General features: G+C 69.1%; 20 protein-coding genes and 2 pseudogenes. 5 read left to right on the top strand and 17 right to left on the bottom strand.

Translation table 11 applies throughout. The features are described from left to right. Positions 1–156: 156 nt before the first annotated feature. Together SSP29_RS49335 and SSP29_RS49330 are read right to left on the bottom strand one after the other, a co-directional pair. Positions 157–366, bottom strand: a pseudogene (locus SSP29_RS49335) (response regulator transcription factor); the annotation flags it as partial. A gap of 224 nt (positions 367–590) precedes the next feature. Beyond that, positions 591–1175, bottom strand: a pseudogene (locus tag SSP29_RS49330) (ABC transporter ATP-binding protein); the annotation flags it as partial. 201 nt (positions 1176–1376) lie between these two features. Here SSP29_RS49330 and SSP29_RS49325 point away from each other — a divergent pair. Next, a complete protein-coding gene (locus tag SSP29_RS49325) occupies positions 1377–2168 on the top strand; it encodes a COG4705 family protein (protein ID WP_089107570.1) in 792 nt (263 codons plus the stop codon). A 24-nt stretch (positions 2169–2192) separates the two neighbouring features. Here SSP29_RS49325 and cynS read toward each other — a convergent pair whose 3' ends face one another. Both cynS and SSP29_RS49315 read right to left on the bottom strand, forming a co-directional pair. Next, positions 2193–2642, bottom strand: a complete 450-nt coding sequence (gene cynS, locus SSP29_RS49320; protein WP_089107569.1) for a cyanase — start codon at positions 2640–2642, stop codon at positions 2193–2195. 125 nt (positions 2643–2767) lie between these two features. Further along, positions 2768–3391 (bottom strand): DJ-1/PfpI family protein, encoded by a 624-nt coding sequence (locus SSP29_RS49315; RefSeq protein WP_089107568.1) that lies wholly within the window; start codon positions 3389–3391, stop codon positions 2768–2770. An 88-nt stretch (positions 3392–3479) separates the two neighbouring features. Here SSP29_RS49315 and SSP29_RS49310 point away from each other — a divergent pair, with 88 nt between their 5' ends. Then, a complete protein-coding gene (locus SSP29_RS49310; RefSeq protein WP_089107567.1) occupies positions 3480–4817 on the top strand; it encodes an aminotransferase-like domain-containing protein in 1338 nt (445 codons plus the stop codon). Between the two features lie 18 nt (positions 4818–4835). Here SSP29_RS49310 and SSP29_RS61065 read toward each other — a convergent pair whose 3' ends face one another. The 3 genes from SSP29_RS61065 to SSP29_RS49300 form a co-directional block, all read right to left on the bottom strand. After that, on the bottom strand, positions 4836–4967 hold the full coding sequence (locus SSP29_RS61065; protein ID WP_275539795.1) for a hypothetical protein: 132 nt from the start codon (positions 4965–4967) through the stop codon (positions 4836–4838). A 108-nt stretch (positions 4968–5075) separates the two neighbouring features. Continuing rightward, positions 5076–5462 (bottom strand): hypothetical protein, encoded by a 387-nt coding sequence (locus SSP29_RS59475; RefSeq protein WP_089107566.1) that lies wholly within the window; start codon positions 5460–5462, stop codon positions 5076–5078. 330 nt (positions 5463–5792) lie between these two features. After that, entirely contained in the window at positions 5793–6383 is a 591-nt protein-coding gene (locus SSP29_RS49300) for a flavodoxin family protein (RefSeq protein ID WP_089107565.1), read from the bottom strand. A 171-nt stretch (positions 6384–6554) separates the two neighbouring features. On the opposite strand from SSP29_RS49300, the gene SSP29_RS49295 reads away from it, so the two are divergent. Continuing rightward, complete coding sequence (locus SSP29_RS49295; protein ID WP_089107564.1) at positions 6555–7508, top strand: helix-turn-helix domain-containing protein; 954 nt, start codon at positions 6555–6557, stop codon at positions 7506–7508. A gap of 161 nt (positions 7509–7669) precedes the next feature. Here the strand turns inward: SSP29_RS49295 and SSP29_RS49290 are convergent, their stop codons facing one another. From SSP29_RS49290 to SSP29_RS49270, 5 genes are all read right to left on the bottom strand, one after another. Then, on the bottom strand, positions 7670–8479 hold the full coding sequence (locus tag SSP29_RS49290; protein WP_089107563.1) for an MBL fold metallo-hydrolase: 810 nt from the start codon (positions 8477–8479) through the stop codon (positions 7670–7672). A gap of 37 nt (positions 8480–8516) precedes the next feature. After that, the gene (locus SSP29_RS49285) at positions 8517–9167 is read right to left on the bottom strand and encodes a DsbA family protein (RefSeq protein ID WP_150136452.1); all 651 of its coding nucleotides are present in this window, start codon (positions 9165–9167) and stop codon (positions 8517–8519) included. Between the two features lie 440 nt (positions 9168–9607). Then, entirely contained in the window at positions 9608–9970 is a 363-nt protein-coding gene (locus SSP29_RS52780; protein ID WP_145969077.1) for a hypothetical protein, read from the bottom strand. 248 nt (positions 9971–10218) lie between these two features. Further along, the gene (locus SSP29_RS49275) at positions 10219–11079 is read right to left on the bottom strand and encodes an MBL fold metallo-hydrolase (RefSeq protein WP_245883585.1); all 861 of its coding nucleotides are present in this window, start codon (positions 11077–11079) and stop codon (positions 10219–10221) included. 74 nt (positions 11080–11153) lie between these two features. Further along, positions 11154–11771 carry a nuclear transport factor 2 family protein gene (locus SSP29_RS49270; protein ID WP_089107561.1) on the bottom strand — a complete coding sequence of 206 codons (618 nt, stop codon included), beginning with the start codon at positions 11769–11771 and terminating at the stop codon, positions 11154–11156. A 132-nt stretch (positions 11772–11903) separates the two neighbouring features. Here SSP29_RS49270 and SSP29_RS49265 point away from each other — a divergent pair, with 132 nt between their 5' ends. Further along, on the top strand, positions 11904–12326 hold the full coding sequence (locus SSP29_RS49265) for a winged helix-turn-helix transcriptional regulator (protein WP_245883580.1): 423 nt from the start codon (positions 11904–11906) through the stop codon (positions 12324–12326). Between the two features lie 211 nt (positions 12327–12537). On the opposite strand, the gene SSP29_RS49260 is transcribed toward SSP29_RS49265, so the two are convergent. From SSP29_RS49260 to SSP29_RS59015, 5 genes are all read right to left on the bottom strand, one after another. Next, positions 12538–12918 carry a YybH family protein gene (locus SSP29_RS49260; RefSeq protein ID WP_089107559.1) on the bottom strand — a complete coding sequence of 127 codons (381 nt, stop codon included), beginning with the start codon at positions 12916–12918 and terminating at the stop codon, positions 12538–12540. A 148-nt stretch (positions 12919–13066) separates the two neighbouring features. Beyond that, the gene (locus SSP29_RS49255) at positions 13067–13783 is read right to left on the bottom strand and encodes an alpha/beta fold hydrolase (protein WP_167450200.1); all 717 of its coding nucleotides are present in this window, start codon (positions 13781–13783) and stop codon (positions 13067–13069) included. A 313-nt stretch (positions 13784–14096) separates the two neighbouring features. After that, a complete protein-coding gene (locus SSP29_RS49250) occupies positions 14097–14993 on the bottom strand; it encodes a helix-turn-helix transcriptional regulator (RefSeq protein WP_145969076.1) in 897 nt (298 codons plus the stop codon). 215 nt (positions 14994–15208) lie between these two features. Next, positions 15209–15880: an HD domain-containing protein gene (locus SSP29_RS49245; RefSeq protein ID WP_167450199.1), complete on the bottom strand. Its 672-nt coding sequence runs from the start codon at positions 15878–15880 to the stop codon at positions 15209–15211. Next, a complete protein-coding gene (locus SSP29_RS59015; protein ID WP_167450198.1) occupies positions 15877–16224 on the bottom strand; it encodes a DUF6616 family protein in 348 nt (115 codons plus the stop codon). Before SSP29_RS59015 ends, SSP29_RS49245 begins: the two co-directional genes overlap by 4 nt. Positions 16225–16303: 79 nt before the next feature. On the opposite strand from SSP29_RS59015, the gene SSP29_RS49240 reads away from it, so the two are divergent. After that, on the top strand, positions 16304–17269 hold the full coding sequence (locus SSP29_RS49240) for a GlxA family transcriptional regulator (RefSeq protein WP_089107555.1): 966 nt from the start codon (positions 16304–16306) through the stop codon (positions 17267–17269). Positions 17270–17340 lie beyond the last annotated feature (71 nt).

Raw genomic sequence — 17340 nt, 5'->3', positions numbered from 1 at the left:
GCTCAGGTGACTGCCACCCGAGCGGCCCAGCACCACGCACAACGTGCCGCCGATGCCCGTTCCGCGCCCGTGCACCCGGGCGTTGTCCAGCAGGACGCCCCGCCGTGAGGTGCCCGGCATGGCGGGCGGCGGCGGCCGGTGTGAGACGCCTTCTGTTCAGCCGGCACCGGGGCGGGCGATTCCCTGGTCGTAGGCGAAGATCACGGCCTGGACGCGGTCGCGGGCGCCGATCTTGGCCAGGACACGACCGACGTGCGTCTTCACGGTGGACTCGGCCACGACGAAGCGGGCGGCGACCTCGCTGTTGGTCCAGCCCTTGCCGATGGCCACGAGGATCTCGCGCTCGCGTTCGGTGAGGGAGGCGACCACCTCCGTCTCAGGCATGGAGTCGAGCAACACCCGAAAGCCGTAGCGCTGCAGCTGCTGGTCGTCGACGAGCACCGTGGTCACCGGGTACCTCCCTGAGGTGTCAGGTCGGGGCCCGTTGTCGCGGACCCGGATGGCGAGCCGTTCGTCCCCGACGACCCCCGACAGGGTCACCGGGGTGCCGGCACCGGCGTGCTTCAGGGCAGCAGGTCCGTCAGGCAGAGCTCAGACGTCGCGGCCATCTCGCTCATCAGGTGCGAGGACACGAACACGGTCCGGCCCTCGTCGGCGAGCGCCTTCAGCAGGTTACGGATCCAGAGGACGCCCTCCGGGTCCAGACCGTTGACCGGCTCGTCCAGCATCACCGTCTGCGGATCGCCCAGCAGCGCCGCCGCTATGCCCAGCCGCTGCCCCATACCGAGAGAGAACGCACCGGCCCGCTTCTTCGCCACGCTGCCGAGACCGGCCAGTTCGATCACCTCGTCCACCCGGCGACGCGGAATACCGTGGGTCAGCGCGAGCGCCCGCAGGTGGTTGTAGGCCGAGCGGCCCGGGTGGATCGACTTCGCCTCCAGCAGGGCACCGACCTCCTGGAGCGGCGCCTCGTGGCGGGCATAGGGCCGCCCGTTGACCGTCACCGACCCGCTCGTCGGCGCGTCGAGCCCGACGATCATGCGCATGGTCGTCGACTTACCCGCGCCGTTGGGCCCGAGAAAGCCGGTCACCGTGCCCGGCTTCACGGCGAAGTCGAGCCCGTCAACAGCCGTCTTCTCGCCGTACCTCTTGGTCAGCCGCTGTGCGTCGATCATGCGCGTCTCTTCCTGTCGGAACCGGCGCCCGTCTGTCGCCCTCGACGCCTCACCGGCAACGCTAGGAGCCGAAACGCCCCGGTTCGGTGGTACCGGGGACCGATCCACACCCGTCGGGTCGTACCGCGGTGCTACGCGCCACTACGCCCTCGGTCTCGCCGTTCAGGTCGCGTTCAGGCTCGGCGTGCCATCGTGTGGATCATGACCGCAAGGCACCTCCTCGACGACCGACCCCTCGCCCCCGTACGCCAGTTGGCGAACAAGGTGCCGGAGGTGACCGTCTACTTCTGGATCATCAAGGTTCTGACCACCGGCATGGGCGAGACGGCATCGGACCTCCTGGCCCGAACGCTCGGCCCGGTACCGGCGGTCGCGCTCGGCGGCCTCGCCCTGGCGGCTTCCCTGACCGTCCAGTTCGCCCTGCGCCGCTATGTCGCCTGGGCCTACTGGACCGCCGTCGTCATGGTCAGCGTGTTCGGCACCATGGCCGCGGACGTCCTGCACGTCGGCCTCGGCGTGCCGTACACGGTGTCGACGCCGGCCTTCCTCATCGTCCTGGCCGCGGTCTTCATGCTCTGGTACGCCAGCGAGCGGACCCTCTCCGTCCACACCATCCAGACCCGCCGCCGCGAAGCGTTCTACTGGGCGGCCGTACTCGCCACCTTCGCCCTCGGCACCGCCGCCGGCGACCTCTCCGCCACCGCCGGCCTCGGCTACCTGGGCTCGGCCGTCCTGTTCGCGGCCGCCATCTGCGTGCCCGCCCTGGCCCACCGCTTCGGCGCCCTGAACGCGGTCACCGCCTTCTGGACCGCGTACGTCATCACCCGCCCTCTCGGCGCCTCACTCGCCGACTGGATGGCCCTCGGCCACACCCGCGGCGGCCTCGGTCTCGGCCTGGCGCCGGTCACCGCGGCGTGGACGGTCGCGATCGTCGGATTCGTCGGCTACCTGGCCGTCTCACAGCGCGACAGGGGCGCCCACGCCGCGATCTGAACATCGTGCGCCACTCGAACAGGGTCAGTCACTGGGCCAGTTGTAGGGCAGAAACTTCCCGTCGAAGGTGATGACGACATGCTCGGCCCCGTCGTGGGTCGCGCGCCCGATGTCCAGTTTGAAGTTGATCGCGCTCATGATCCCGTCGCCGAACTGCTCGTGGATCAGCTCTTTCAAGGCCGGGCCGTAGACCTGCAGTGCCTCGTAGAGGCGGTAGATCGTCGGATCGGTCGGTACCGCGGTGGGAAGGCCGCCGCGATACGGAACGGCGGCGAGCACCGGCACGGCTTCCGCAGGCAGGTCGAGCAGTTCGGCGACCTGACGTGCGCTCTCCGGTGGGAGCGGGTGCTGCCCGAGCAGTGCCGCGGTGGTCCACACCAGCGGCCGGCCGATGGCGTCAGCCAGCTGCTGCCACGTGAGCCCCTTGGCCAGTCTGCTGGAAACGATCGCAGCCGTTGCCTCGTCGCGGGTCATGCCCGGTCGGTGGTCGCTCGGCGCCGGTTGCGCGCCGCCGTGTGCCGTGTCTTTCCCCGCGTCGTTCATCGCTGTGAGACCTCTCTGTCCAAGGGGCCGGCAGGTGTTCGGGCCGCGGCCGGTGTTCAGACGAGCGCCGGCGCGGGAGCGGGCAGGTACGGGGTGATGTTGCGCCAGGCGCGCTCCATGTATTCCTCCTTCTCCCCCACCGGGGCGACATAGTGCAGCGCACCGTCGGCGGCCTCCTTGCCCGCGAGGCGGGCGATGATCCAGGCGGCGAGGTAGTGCGAGGCCAGGCAGCCGCCGGCGGTGGCGATGTTGTCCCTGGCGTAGAAGGGCTGGTCGAGTACCTCGACGCCGGCGGCGACGACCCAGGGCTTGGTGATCAGGTCGGTGCAGGCGGGGATGTCGCCGAGCAGGCCGAGCCTGGCCAGCACGAGCGCGCCGGAGCACTGTGCCGCGATGAGCTGGCGCGAGGGGTCCAGGCTGCGCAGGATGTTCATGATCGCCGGGTCTTCGACGACCTCGCGGGTGGCGATGCCACTGCCGACGATCACGGCGTCGGCGGCGCACGCCTCCTCAAGAGTGGACATCTGCTCGATGACCACCCCGTTCATCGACGTCACCTTGGGGCTGGGGGTGGCGATGGTGACGCGCCAGTCGTCGCTCTTGATGCGGTTGAGCACACCGAGGGCGATCAGGGAGTCGAGCTCGTTGTAGCCCTCGAAGGTGAGGATGGCGATGTGCACGGCGGCTGTCCTTCCGGGTGGGTGGGTCCTGACGGTAAGGAGCCGCGAACAGGACAGTCAAAGAATTGTCATGCGTACAATCCGGTGCATGGCAGCCTCGCGGTACAAGACGCTGGTCGACGCGCTCGCGTCCGACATCCGGTCCGGGCGGCTCGCCGCGGGCGTGCGGCTGCCGACACACCGCGGGCTCGCCGCCCGTGAGGGCATCGCCGTGGTGACCGCGACCCGGGTGTACGCCGAGCTGGAGACGATGGGTCTGGTGAGCCGGGAACAGGGCCGCGGTACGTTCGTGCGTGACATCGCGGTTCCCGCCGGCCACGGCATCGATCAGCAGGTCGTCGCCACGGATGCGGTCGACCTCAACTTCAACTATCCGTCGCTGCCCGGGCAGGCCGACCTCCTCCGGCAGGCTCTGCGCGAGGTGGCCACCTCCGGTGACATCGACTCCCTGCTGCGCTACCAGCCACATAGGGGGCGCCCCCAGGACAGAGCCTCGATCGCACGGCACCTGAGGCGTCGGGGAATCACCACGGACGCGGATCGGATCCTCATCGCCAACGGCGCGCAGCACGGTCTGGCCGTCACCGTCATGGCCGCGCTCAACGCCGGCGACGTCGTCGCGGTCGACGCACTCACCTACCCGGGTTTCAAGGTGCTCGCGCACGCCTTCCATCTCGACCTGGAGCCCATACCCGCAACCGCCGACGGCCCGAATCTCGATGTCCTCGAGAAGCTGTGCGCGACCCGCCCCGTGCGCGCGATCTACACCATGCCCACCTTGCACAACCCGCTGGGCTGGGTCATGCCGGCGACCGGCCGGACCCGCCTGATCGAGATCGCCCGACAGCACAGTCCGTTCATCATCGAAGACGCCTCCTACGCCTACCTGGTCGAGGATCCGCCACCGCCGCTGGCCGCGACCGCGCCGGACATCACCGTCTACGTCTCGGGACTGTCCAAGAGCATCGCCACCGGCCTCCGGGTCGGCTTCGTCGTCGCCCCGCCGTCCGCGGTGCCGTCGCTCGAACGCGCGATCCGGGCGACCACCTGGAACACCCCGGCCCTCACCACCGCGATCGCCTGCCGCTGGCTCGACGACGGCACGGTGGACCACTTGGAAGCGCGCAAACGAGACGACGCCGAGGCCCGCCAAGCGCTCGCCCGGCAAGAGCTGGCAGGCCTGCCCCTCGTCGGCCACCCCTCGTCCTACTTCACGTGGCTGCCGCTGCCCGACGACGCACGCGCCGATCGCCTGACCGCCGCCCTCGCGCGTCAGCGCATCTCGGTCACCACGGCCGAACCCTTCAGCACCTCGATCCACACACCGCAGGCGATCCGCCTCGCCCTGGGCTCCACCGATCCGGACAGTCTCCGGTCGACGTTGCGTACGGTGCGACGAGTCGCCGTCGAGGACGCCTACTCCTGAACGGCGCCGGAGGCCTGGTCAGCTCGCCGGGTCCAAGCTGCCGACGAACCTCGCCAGCATCTCCCGGAAGGCCGCGTCGTCCATGTCGGTGCAGTCGGCGAACAGCAGCGGGTTCTGCTCGGCGCTCGCCGGCTCGAAGATGCCGGACAACAGGACCGCCCCGGCCGCCCGTCGGTACGGGTGCCGCCGTGCCCGGCGAGGTACGACCCGACGTGTGCCGCGCCCGCGGACTGGCTCATGACGACGATCCCGGCGGGGTCACCGCCGTACGACTCGATGTTCTCGCGCACCCACGCCACCGCGGCGTCGATGTACTGGGAGGCTGCGGGCCGCCCAGCCGCCCACGTTGTCGTGGAACGGCATGCCGTCGAGCTTCTTGTCGCCGCCGGTGAGGCCGCCGCCGTGGACGAAGACCAGGACGGGGGCGCCGGTCGTGCCGTCGGATCCACGGTGGGCGTCGAGACGGTGGCGGGGGGCGGGACCGTGGGCGATGTCCCGCTGGATCCTCGGCGCGGCGAACTCGTACTCTGCCTGGAGCCGTGCGAACAGCCCGATGTTCGTGTCGATCGCCTCGGGCGTGAACGCCGGGCCCAGACCACGCCGTGCGCTGAGTCCCCGGTGAGGGGCATCGGAGAAAGAAACCACAGAGTGCGAGGGTCGCGGAGAGCCGGTGTCTTGCGAGTTCAGCGGGTCAGAGCGGCGGACCGTGCCGCGGTAGGTCGTCTGCCCAGGCACGCGGGACGGTGACGGGCAGAGCGGCGGCGAACGACGCTCCGGTCGTCAGCGCACCGGTAGGGAAGCGTCTCAGGTGTGGGCTCCTCGTGGTGCGGGGCCGGAAATGACCTGCCCCCGCCCGTCGGCTCCGCTTTGCAGGAGACCCCCTCGACTCGCATGGTCGGCAACCCGGCCAAGGATCTGCCGCCCGCCCCGGCGCCGTGCGGAAACCCGCCCGGCAACCGGGGCGAGGGCCCGCGATCAGGCGGCGCGTGCGGCGCGGCCGGCCACCCATGTGGCGGCGGCATCCGCGACGCGACGCCCCAGCGCCTCGGCGGTGGCGATGTCGCTGGCCGTCACTCCCTCGGTCCCCTGATCCGCGTTGGACTGAGCGGCGGCACCGAGGAAGAAGCCCAGCCTGTTGAGATCGTTCTCGCTCCCCTTGGACGAGTTCCAGCCACCCGGCAGACCGAGCGCGATCCAGTGCATACCGTGCTGCGACGCCAGCGTCGCGAAGTACTGGAGAGTCGACTGCTTGTCGCCCGCCTTGGAGGCCGAGTTGGTGAATCCGGCCGCCAGCTTGTCCTTCCAGGCCTGCCCGAACCAACGCTCGGAACTGGCCTCCGCGAAGCCGTGGAAGGCGGTGGCAGCGGTTCCCATGTAGGTGGGGGAACCGAAGATGATCGCGTCCGAGGCGTCCAGCTGCCTCCACTGGGCGTCGGTGATCTCACCGACGGCGATCAGGTTCACGACGGCGCCGGCTTCCTTGGCGCCACGCTGGACGGCCTCGGCAATGACGGCGGTGTGGCCGTAGCCGGAGTGATAGGCGATGGACACGATGGGCGAAGTCACAAGTACCTCCTACGCTCGAAAACGAAAGCTTCGAGATTCAACTTATTGGCGTCCTCGCAGGTGAACCGGGTGGGAGGCTGACAGATCATGGTGAAAATCCGACACTTGGGTGTGGCGGCCACTCCGGTTACGCTGGCGTCGGCCAGGTTCCCTGCGTGATGGTGGCTACTGGTGACGGTGAGAAAACGACAGGGCACATCGCGGGAGATCACGGACATCAGCTTCGCTCCCGCCGTCGGCACACCTGCCGGCATCGAAATCATCTCTCTGGCCGACCTGCGGGAGCGGGCCTCCGTCCACATGGGCCAAGGACGGCTGCAGGCACCGCAGCGGCCCACGTTCCACCACCTGATCACCCTCTCCAGCGGCTCGTTGTGGCACACGGTGGATTTCACCGGCTACGCCCTCGAACCGGGCTCCTGGCTCTGGACCCGGCCCGGTCAGGTGCAGCAGTGGGGTGATCTGGACGACGCCGAGGGCACACTGGTCCTCTTCGAGGGCGACTTCCTGGATCCGGCCACCGTGGCCGCAGCGCGGATGGACGATCCGTACGCCCCCGCGCTCCAGGTCCCCGGGCCCGAGGACCGTCACGCACTGGAGACGGCCGTGGACCATCTGGCGCTGGAGTTCCAGGCGTTGCGCGGCATCTCCCTGGAAGCGCACGTGGCGGTGTTGCGCCACCTGCTGGCAGTCCTCGTGCTGCGCCTTTCGCAGCGCACCGCGCCCGTCGGCAGCCCGGCACCGGACCCGGGGGAGACATTCCTGCACTTCCGTGACGCGGTCGAACGCGACTTCACCCGCACCCGCCGCCTGGAGGACTACGCCCGAGCCCTGGGCTACTCACCCCGCACCCTGTCCAGGGCCGCGCTGACCGGAGCCGGAGTGGGGGCGAAGGAGTTCATCGACCAGCGGGTCGTCCTGGAAGCCAAGCGCCTCCTGGCGCACGGCGATCAATCGGCCGCCCGTGTCGCGGCGCAGCTGGGCTTCAGCAGCGCCACCAACTTCAGCAAGTTCTTCCACCAGCGCACCGGCCAGTCTCCGATCGCCTTCCGCGCGACCGTCCGCGGCCGCTCCTCGCAGGACGCCGGAAGCGAAACGCCCGACGTCAGGCGACCTGGGCGATGAGCGCCGCTCCCGCGAGCGTGACCAAGAGACAGAGATCCGGGCTATGTACGCCGTCGGCGGTTGGGGAAAACGCCGGTCAGGACGGACTCCGCGGCGGTCGTGCGCCGGGTGGTGGTCACGGTGGCCCACCACCGGGCGCACGGGCCCGTCGTGAGTACGGGTCAGCCCCAGCTCATCTCGCCGGTGGCGACCTTGGTGCCCAGGTCCAGAGCCACCGCCAGGCCCAGGTCTGGGTGACGCCGGAGCATCGCGGACTTCAGAGCCTCGGAGTCGTTGGGGTGCTTGGCCAGTTCCTCCTCGAACCCGGCGAGGTAGCTGCGGGTGAAGCCGATCACCGAAGCGTCGGTGGCGGAGTCGGCGCAACGGTGGCCGGCGACCACGAGCCGCGGGGCGAGCAGCTCCATCTCGGCGAGCGTCCCGGCCCAGGCGTGCCGCTCACGCGGTGTGGGGGTGTCGGCGGTCCACACATGCAGACCGGCGAAGAGCAGGACCCCGCCCACCACCGCGCGGTCCTCGGGCTGCCACAGGTACTGGGTGCGCCAGACCAGGTCGGGGTGGCCGCCGCGCAGTTCGAAGTCGTGGCCCTCGATGCTGACGTGGTCTCCTTGCAGCACCTCCGGGACGATCACCTCGGTGGGCAGGTTCCTGCCCAGGTGTGCCCAGGTCTTGAGCTTGCCCTGCCAACTGCTCCTGATCCGCGCCGCGGTGGTGGCGGTGGCGACGATCCGCACCTGCGGGAACGCCTGGCGGATCACTTCGAGGCCGAAGTAGTAGTCGGGGTCGGCGGTGGTGACCACGACGGTGGTCAGCTCCTTGCCGCTGTCGATGACGTCCGCCAGGACCCGGTGCTGCTCGGCGAGCGTGAACTGGCCGTCGACCAGGAGTGCTTCGCGCTCGCCCGTGACGAGGACGGACGACTTGTTCAGGCCGGTGTCGCCGGCCGTGTGAACGCAATACGTCAGGCTGGACATGGGTGCACGCCCTTCGAGGGGTTGTGTGAAGGTGGCTTCAGACGGCCGTGGTGGCGTCCACGTGCTGGTCCAGGGCATGGGTGAGCGCGCCGGCCGAGGCGACCGGGCCGCCCAGACGGTCGATGCCGTGGGCGGTGTGCAGCAGCAGCGTCGGGTAGGCATCGACGCCCAGACGGCGCACCTTGAGGAAGTCGGCCTCCGCCTCGGCACGGGCGGCGGGCGAAGCGAACGCGGCCGCCACCGCCTCGGCGTCCACACCCAGCTCGGCCGCGAGCTCCCGGTACACTCCGGCAGCGGACAGGCTGCGGCCGTCACGGTACCAAGCACGCTGCATCGCGGCCGCCGCGTCCAGGGCGTTCACACCTGGCCGGCTGCGCAGCGCGACCAGGCCGGCGGCGGCATCGGCGGAGTCCATCACCACGTTTCCGTCCGCCAGCGCGGCCAGGTAACCGTCGCCGAAAGTGACACCGGTCAGCTGCGTGATGCGCTCGTTGGCGCCGGGGATGTGCGGGTAGGACGACACCGGAAGTGCGCGCGAGCCGGTGAACAGACCGCCGGACAGCACTCGCAGCTCGATCCGGTCCGCGTTGGCGGTGGCGAACTCGTGCAAGGCGGGTCCGAAGCCGTAGCACCAGCCGCAGTAGGCGTCGAAGGCATAGGTCAGCCGAATGCGCTCCACAGAACTCATCGCGCTTCGTCCTTTCCGAAATCCGTCACCCGGCCCCCTGCATCGGCCGGGCCGATGCCGTCAAAACTATGTTCAGAAGCCCGTCGTTGCCGGGTACGCAGACGACTCTCCATGGTCAGAATCCGACTTCCCGGCGATCCACTCCGGGGAGAAGGAGGGGCCTTCGAGCGGAGTCGCGACACGTCGAACGCCCGGCCGGACGTCTCCGGCCGGGCGTTTTGTGGTTGCGGCGCGGCAGCCCCACCTCTGCCCCGTCGCTGTGCGGCTAGGGCCTGTCTGACAATGCCCGTCTGCCTCGCGACGCCATGCACGCACTCTCGCCGCACCGGGCGCAGACCCAAGTACGTCCAGTACGAGGGCCTACGCCCGGCACGCCGAGAGCACGCACCTGACGCCGCGAGGCCGCCCTCCGGGCGACGACGGGAATTGTCAGACAGGCCCTAGCGCAGTGTGGTGTTGCCTTCGCCGCCGACGACGACCGGGGCGTCCTTCACCGGCGTGGCCTCGCCGAGATCCCAGCCCTTCGGCTGCGCGCCGGGCACCTCGACGAGGGACGGCTCCTCGCCCGTGACGGGGCCACCCTCGACGACCGTGAGGTCGCGCACCTTCTTGGCCGTGCCCGGCTTGATGTGGTGCGGGTGCGGGTTGCCGGGCGCCTCGGACACCGTGACGCCGTCATGCTCGGCGGTACCGCTGCCGGTCGAGGCCGCAGCGGCAACCCCGCCCGAGGCGAGCAGTACGGCCAGTGCGCCGGCCATCACGGCACCCCGACGACGCAAGATGCTGTTGCTACGCACCTTCATGCGATCAACTCCTACACAGATGAGGGGAGGCAGGGATACCGGCAGCACATGTCCGGCCCCGTTCCCCCCGGGATCGAGAACGAGGCAACCCTCGACCCTGCCCGCTGAAGATCCGCTGAACGTCCTGAAGATCCCCTTCAGCACCCGACGTCTCAGGCCCGACGCCTGGCGTCGGCGTACTGACGGCAGTGGCGCAACACAGCTACGGGGCACCCCTCATCGCGCTGCGGCCGAAGCTGGTCCCAGGTTCAGCTCTGGGCGTCCATGAGCGCGGTGGCCGTGAGCCACACGACCGCCTGGTTGAGGCGTTCGGGATGGAGGGAGCACAGGGCATCGAAGAATTCGATCCGGCTCGTTGCCTCCTTCAGGAGCCGGTCCGCGTCACGGATGTACTGCCGGGTTTCCTCGATGGTGGCCGGACTGTCCGGAAGTGCCTTGTTCTTGTGCCCGCAGACGACGTGGCGCGGCGCGAGACGCCCGACCGCGTCGAGCGCCTGAAGCCACTGTGCACGCCCGCCGTCCGCAGATTCGGAGAGGTACGCGTGCACGCCGTTGTAAACGACATCGCCGGCGACGACGAGCCCGATCGAGGGAACGTGCAGCACGGTGGTGCCGTCGGTATCGCTGTGCCCGACTTCGACGGAGCGCAGAACGTTGCCCTCCAGAAGAAATCCTTGCGGTGGTACGGGCTGTGCGAGCACGGGAGTCGGCGGGATCTGACCGGGGAACAGGTTGTCCCACTGGGCCTTTCTGAATTCCGCCGAGCTCTGCTGCCGCATGAGACGGATGCTGTCCTCGCCGGCGAGTACCACGGCGCCGGGGAAGCGCTCGACCAGAGGGCCGGAGCCGAACCAATGGTCACCGTGGCCGTGCGTGATGAAGATGTGTTCAAGGTGCTTGCCCGACTGTTCGACCCAGTCACCCACCCTCCGGGCCTGCTCGATCGTCAGCGGCGGATCGACCAGCACCGCGTTCTTCTCCCCGTAGATCAGTGTGGTCGACATCGGCGACCAGGAGAACAGCTCTCCGTTGGGGATGGGATCCGTGACGCTGGTGGGGATCGGGTCGGAGATGAAGACTTCGTACGCCAGATCGGTCTGGGAGACCATCTCTGCCACGCTCTTTTCCGTGTGGTGGTTGCCTGGTGGCACCTTGATCGGGCCGGACAGCCCGGCCGCCCCTCTCACCTCGGGGCAATGACGTCCCAGTGCTCGACGGCTCGCCCGTCCGCCACCCGGAACAGGTCGTGGAACAAGAAGTCGGCGCCCGCGAAGACGCCCACCGAACGGACGTAGGCGAAGTTCCCCTCCGCGACGACGTCCAGGACGTCGGAGTACTTGAGGGACTGGCCGGACTTCGCCAACTCCCCCAGTGCGGCCGCCAGTCCGCTGATGCCGTCGGCGAAGCGGGGATTGTGCTGGGTGTAGGACTCGCCCGCCAGGTAGTGGTCCAGGTCGGAGAAGTCGTTGTCGACCAGAATCGTGCGCACCGTCTCTTCCGTCACCCTGCGTGTGGCGTCCGTGTCGGCCGCCGTGTCGATGACGGCGACGCCGTCGACCTGGGTGTGACCGTTGGCCGTCCGTTCCACGAGCGGCTCCTGGCCACCCCAGTGGCCGGTGATCTGCCCTTCCGTGATCTGCCAGAGGTCGAAGGCTGCGGCCTGGCCGCCGTCGGGGAACGTGGTCGTGGCGTGCGTCACGACGAAGTCGCCCTGTGCCAGCACCCGGTGCACCTGGTTCTTGCGGCCGGTGGTGTCGTCGATGGCCGCGCGGACGACCTGCTTGTTGGCTTCGTTGCTCATGGCGTTCGCCTCTTGTCGTTCATAAGCGGGGCTTGGCTGTCACACAGGAGTGGGTACAGAAAATGTACTCACTGGTGACGTTAACCTAGCACAGTGAGTACTGAATCTGCACCGACACCCCGTGTCTGTTCCGTGGCCGACGCGGTAGCCGTCGTCGGTGAACGCCACTCGCTGCTGATCGTGCGCGAGCTGCTGTACGGCAACCGGCGCTTCTCCGAGATCGCCGACGCCGTCGGGCTCTCCCGGACGCTGCTGTCCACACGGCTGCGTCGGCTGGAGACGGCCGGCGTCTTGGAACGGCGGCGCTACAGCGAGCATCCGCCGCGCGACGAATACGTCCTCACGGAGGCGGGCCGGGCCCTGCTGCCCGTACTCGCCGCCCTCAAGGAGTGGGGCGACACGTACTGCCGGGACGGCATCGCCACAGCGGAGTTCCAGCACCGATGCGGTGCCGTCCTGCACACCCGAGCGGACTGCGCGGCCTGCGGCGAGGAGATCCGCTTCGAGGACCTGGCCGTGGTGGGAGGCACCCACCCGCCGCAGATACGACCCTGAGCCGCCCGCGTCCCGAACGCCCTCCGGCCCGGAACCCGGCGCCTGCCGCCTCCGCCCACCACAAGCCGGGCCCGCACACACGAAGGGCGGGACCTTGCCGCCCGCAAGGCCGTCGCGCACGGGTCACACCCGTGTCACCGAGCCACCCCGGTGGTGGAGGAAGACCAAGGGGGTGGCCGGGCGGCCGGGGAGCCCGGCCCTCCACGGACGCTTAGGCGGCGGTGCCGAGGGGGTTGAGGATGGCCATGCGCCAGGTGCCGTCCTGACCACGGCGGGCGACATTGGCCGTGGTGCCGGTGGCCTTCTTCCGGTTGCCGTCGGGACCGGTGATCTCGAGGGTCCACTCCTCGCTGATGAACGCGATGTCGTCGCCGGCGATGATGCGCGACGGGCCGTTGGACAGCTGGGCCTTGCCGGCGATCGACCCGGCCGTGTAGTCGCGCAGCGCCTGACCGGTGACGGTCTCACCGGTGACGGTACGCATGACGGCACCGGGCGCGAGCAGGCTCAGGACCTCGTCGAGATTCCCGGAGTTCATGGCCTTCTCGAAGGCCGGGGGGAGCTGCGCCGGGTCGGTGATGGGAGTCGACATGGTCGTTCCTTTCAGAATGGGATGTTGCGCAAGATCGTTGAAACGGCGGGTGCTGGGACCCGCGTGCGTAGGTCCGCCAGGACGCTCCGCGGGCAGCAGCGCCGTGCTGACGGCTGCCGCAGGTGCCACGCACGGGGGTGTGGGGCCGTCAGGCGTACCGGCGAAGGAAGCCGGCCAACGCCGGGTTGACCTGGTCGGGATGAGTGAGGTTCGGCGTGTGTCCGGCCCCGGTCACGGTGACCAGCTCCTGGGCACCGGGGATCTCCCCGGCCAGTTTCTGGCCCAACGGGTATGGGATCGGCTGGTCCGCGTCGCCATGGACGACCAGAGCGGGCACCGTGATCTCACCGAGCCGGCCGGTGATGTCATCCGCCCCCATCAACACCTGCACCGCGTCGGCGAGCCGCTCACGCGGCTGCGCCCTCCACTTCGCCAGCCACCGATCGTGGATCGCGGGCTGTCCCAGCAGCATCCCCAGCAATACCGGGGCCACCGCCTGCGGACCCGCACCGCGGAATCCCTCCGACACACCACGCATCTGCGCCAGCGCCTCAGACGGCCAGGAGACCGACGTCGTGTCGATCAGCACCAGGGCCTTGACCCGCTCAGGTGCCAGCAAAGCGGCCCGCATCGACAGGAAACCGCCCTGCGAATGCCCCACCAGCGCCGCCTGTTGCACGCCCAGGTGATCCAGCAGCCCGATCAAGTCGGCGGCCGAGTCCCAGTAGGTGTAGGTCTTACCGTCGTCCTCGGTCCGGCCGTGCAGCCGCTCGTCCCACACGACCACCCGAAAGTCCCCGGCCAGCACCCCGACCTGATGCACCCACATGTCACGGTCCATGAGGTTGCCGTGGCTGAAGACCACGACCGGACCCTCACCACCACTGTCCTCGAAGTAGAGGCGGGCCCCGTTGACGTCTGCGTACGGCATGGTTGTTTTCTCCCTTCCTCCCGGCCTCACCAGGCAGTCAGAGACTCGACCGGAAGCGGATAACGCGCTGACTGCGTGCTTAAACAATGCGCGATGCGCGCTGCGCAGGCGAGGTGTGCAAGCGACGTGCCATGGTCGGAAATGGACTCGCCGATCCGCTCAAGGCGTGCGCCTCAAAGAGCCCGGGCTCGGCGCAGTCTCCGCTCCACGGTCCAGCTGTCTCTGGCTGTCCGAGCGGCCGGGGCTGTCAGCGCTGCGTGGCGCGGAACGCCCCGGGAGTGGCACCCACCGTCCGCTCGAAGAACTTCCCGAAGTTGGTGGGCTCCGTGAAGCCCAGCATGCGCCCGACGGACGCGACAGGAAGGCCGGTATGCACCAGCAGCCGCTTGGCCTCCAGGGCCACACGGTCGTCGATGAGATCCTTCGCGGTACGGCCCGTAGCGGCCAGACAGGCCCGCGTAAGCGTCCGCGGCGAGTAACCGAGGTGCGCGGCATACTCGGCAGCACGGCGCCTCGTAGTGAACGCGCGTTCCAGCTCGCCACGGAAGACCCGGAACACCTCGCCCCCCGCCGCAGGACTCCATTCACCCGGATGCGGCAGCCGGGCCATGCGTACCAGCAGCGCAGCAAGAAGCTGCCGCAGCAGCTCCACAGTGAGTTCCGCCTGCGAGGCGTCCTGCCCGGCCAGCGTGGCGTATTCCGCCGCTATCTCGGCCACCGCCACCGACACGGCCCGGTACTCCACCGCGGACAGTGAGAAAGCGGCAGGACTGAGCCCCTCGTCGATGACGGCCGAGGTGGCAGGCACCGGCGGCGGAAAGGCAGGCGTGAACACCACCAAGGTCGCATCGAGATCCGCCATGCTCCCCTGAGGATCCGCGGGGAAACGCTGCACCTGACCAGGCCGCAAATGCAGCAGAGTCCCCGGAGCGCACGGGTAGTCCACAAAGTCGATCAACGCGGTACCCTCGCCGCGGGTGACCAGGGTCAGCTGATGGAAGTCCGGACGACTGGGCGCCGCCGCGACAGACGGCAGCAGCCGCTCACGCAGCGTCGCGAAGGACAGAACCTCCAGCCCCAGCCGGGGCTGATCCGGGTTGTCATAGCTGACGTCGACAACATCCGGGCTTCCCATACCAGCCATCCGCCAATGATCGCAGTTGCGGCTGACCACACCGGCGACGAGCTTCCTGCGCCTTGAGGCCGGGATGCCAACTCTCAATGGCCCGGGACGCGATGCCATGTCGACACAGGCGCGGAGCCGGGCACACGGGGTGCCCGGCTCCGCATCTTCTTCGTCACAGCTGCCCGCCGGTAAACGGCCACGGTATCCGCGACCGCAGCCACCGCGAGATGTCGTTACTCCGGGCGTACCGGGGCGGCGATCAGGTCGTCCAGTCCGGGGAACGGGTTGTCCGGCCGGTGCTTGCGGTACACGATGTCGACGAACGACACGGGTGCCCACTTCGACGGCTGTTCGTCGATCTGGTGGACCAGCTGCGCGTGGATGTTGTTCCGCAGATCCAGATAGGGAAACGCCTCGTGTGCCGCGTCCAGTACCGCCCGGTCCACTTCCTCGACACCGAAGGCGAACATGTCGGCACCGATGCCGAAATGCGCGAGCGCGCCGACCACATGTTTGTGGGGCGCGATCCCCGGCGAGGTGTGCAGCGCCACCGCGTCCCAGATCTGGTCGGCGGCGGCATCGGACAGTCCGTGCTCCCGGGCGAATCGAGCGGCCCGGAACGCACCGTCCACCTCGAACCGGTTCGGGCCCTGCCCCTCGTCGGTCAGACCGATGTCGTGCAGCACTGTGGCGAGAAAGAGTGTCTCGTCGTCGTAGTCCGCCCCGGCGACGAGGTTCCTGGCGGTGGCGATACTGCGAGCGTAGAAGTAGCTGCGGACAGTGTGGTTGAGCAGCCACTGCGGGGAGTGCTCGGCGGCGAGGGCGACGGCGGCCTCCGTGGCCGCCGTACGCGGCCACCCTCCGATGGCGTCCGGCAGATTGTCGAGCGGCTTGAGCGAGTTCACTTGGCCTCGGCCTCCAGTGCCAGGTGCTCGGCAATGACCGCATCGGCCGGCCGCAGCTCGCCCACGACGTTGGTCTGCTCGAAGTAGGTGTACCAGCCGGAGCTCTGGACACCGTTCAGGAACACGTCGGCCACTTCCCTCGAAGGGGCCTGCCAGACCGCGAACCACTCATAGGACGCGGAATGCGCGGCCGGTTCCACCCTGCCCCAGCCGAGCGTCACGAATCCGATGTCCGCGAGCTGCTTCATGGCTTCCTGAATCCCCGTGAACAGGTCGTTGCGCGCCTTCTCGTCGGCGGCGAAGAACGCGGGCTTCGGTGTCCACGTCTCGACGACTACGTACATGTCGCACATCTCCTCACTAATCGCGATCGGCGTGATGCGACCAGCCTAGGAAGACCGAGGTCACCGATACGATGGCCAGATGGACATTAATCCCAAGGATCCGGCCAAGGTGGCAGTGGTGGTGCAGCCGGGCTACGTCCTGTTGGACGTGGCCGTTCCCCAGCAGGTGTTCGGCCGCTGGCCGGACTGGGTGACCGCCTGCTGGCCCGGCGGCGCCCCCTACGAGCTGACCCTGGTGAGTGCGGTTCCCGCGGAAGACTCGCTGGTGCCCCGCGAGGTCGAGCCGCTCGACCGGCTGGACACGGCGGACACCGTGATCGTCGCCGGAGTGCAGGACCCCACCGGGTCCCCGGACGCCGAGCTGGTCGAACGGCTGCGTGACGCGTACGACCGGGGCAGCCGGATGGTGTCGATCTGCACGGGCGCCTTCGCCCTGGCGGCGGCCGGGATTCTCGACGGCCGCAGCGCCACCACCCACTGGCGCTGGGCCGGCCTGCTGCGAGACCGCCACCCGTCGGTCCAGGTCCGCGAAGCGGAGCTCTACGTCGAGGACACCGGCGTCTTCACCTCCGCGGGTGTCCTCGCCGGAACCGACCTGTGCCTGCATCTCCTGCGGCTCGACCATGGTCAGGCCGCCGCGAACACGATGGCCCGCTTCCTGGTCAGTCCGCCCCACCGCGAAGGAGGACAGGCCCAGTTCATCGAGCACGTCCCGCCCGGCGGCGACTCGGAGATCACCGACGTGACCACCTGGATCCTGGAACACCTCGACGAGCCGCTCTCCCTGGAGTCGGTCAGCCGGTACAGCCACATGAGCACACGAACCCTGCGCCGCAGATTCCGGGCCGTGACCGGAACGAGCGTCATGAACTGGGTGGCCGTGCAACGTGTAGCCCGCGCCCGCGAACTCCTCGAGACCACCCGCCTCGGCATCGACGACATCGCCCACCGTTGCGGCTTCGGCTCCGCGGAGTCACTGCGCATCCACTTCACCGCGATGACCAGGACCAGCCCATCGAACTACCGCCGCACCTTCGCCGCCTGATGCTTTCTCGACGCCCTGCCGTGGGGCGGTCTTCCTGCCCTGGACACTGCCGGGGCGGACGCGCGCCTGGG

This window comes from Streptomyces hyaluromycini (assembly GCF_002217755.1).
GTDB classification, from domain to species: domain Bacteria; phylum Actinomycetota; class Actinomycetes; order Streptomycetales; family Streptomycetaceae; genus Streptomyces; species Streptomyces hyaluromycini.
Note: the sequence above shows the minus strand (reverse complement) of the source record. Positions and strands in the feature narration are given on the sequence as shown.

Coding starts and splice junctions, on each gene's coding strand:
- SSP29_RS49325 (WP_089107570.1), top strand. CDS start 1,377: ATGACCGCAAGGCACCTCCTCGACGACCGACCCCTCGCCCCCGTACGC.
- cynS (WP_089107569.1), bottom strand. CDS start 2,642: ATGACCCGCGACGAGGCAACGGCTGCGATCGTTTCCAGCAGACTGGCC.
- SSP29_RS49310 (WP_089107567.1), top strand. CDS start 3,480: ATGGCAGCCTCGCGGTACAAGACGCTGGTCGACGCGCTCGCGTCCGAC.
- SSP29_RS49290 (WP_089107563.1), bottom strand. CDS start 8,479: ATGTCCAGCCTGACGTATTGCGTTCACACGGCCGGCGACACCGGCCTG.
- SSP29_RS49285 (WP_150136452.1), bottom strand. CDS start 9,167: ATGAGTTCTGTGGAGCGCATTCGGCTGACCTATGCCTTCGACGCCTAC.
- SSP29_RS52780 (WP_145969077.1), bottom strand. CDS start 9,970: ATGAAGGTGCGTAGCAACAGCATCTTGCGTCGTCGGGGTGCCGTGATG.
- SSP29_RS49275 (WP_245883585.1), bottom strand. CDS start 11,079: ATGGTCTCCCAGACCGATCTGGCGTACGAAGTCTTCATCTCCGACCCG.
- SSP29_RS49270 (WP_089107561.1), bottom strand. CDS start 11,771: ATGAGCAACGAAGCCAACAAGCAGGTCGTCCGCGCGGCCATCGACGAC.
- SSP29_RS49260 (WP_089107559.1), bottom strand. CDS start 12,918: ATGTCGACTCCCATCACCGACCCGGCGCAGCTCCCCCCGGCCTTCGAG.
- SSP29_RS49250 (WP_145969076.1), bottom strand. CDS start 14,993: ATGGCTGGTATGGGAAGCCCGGATGTTGTCGACGTCAGCTATGACAAC.
- SSP29_RS59015 (WP_167450198.1), bottom strand. CDS start 16,224: ATGTACGTAGTCGTCGAGACGTGGACACCGAAGCCCGCGTTCTTCGCC.
- SSP29_RS49240 (WP_089107555.1), top strand. CDS start 16,304: ATGGACATTAATCCCAAGGATCCGGCCAAGGTGGCAGTGGTGGTGCAG.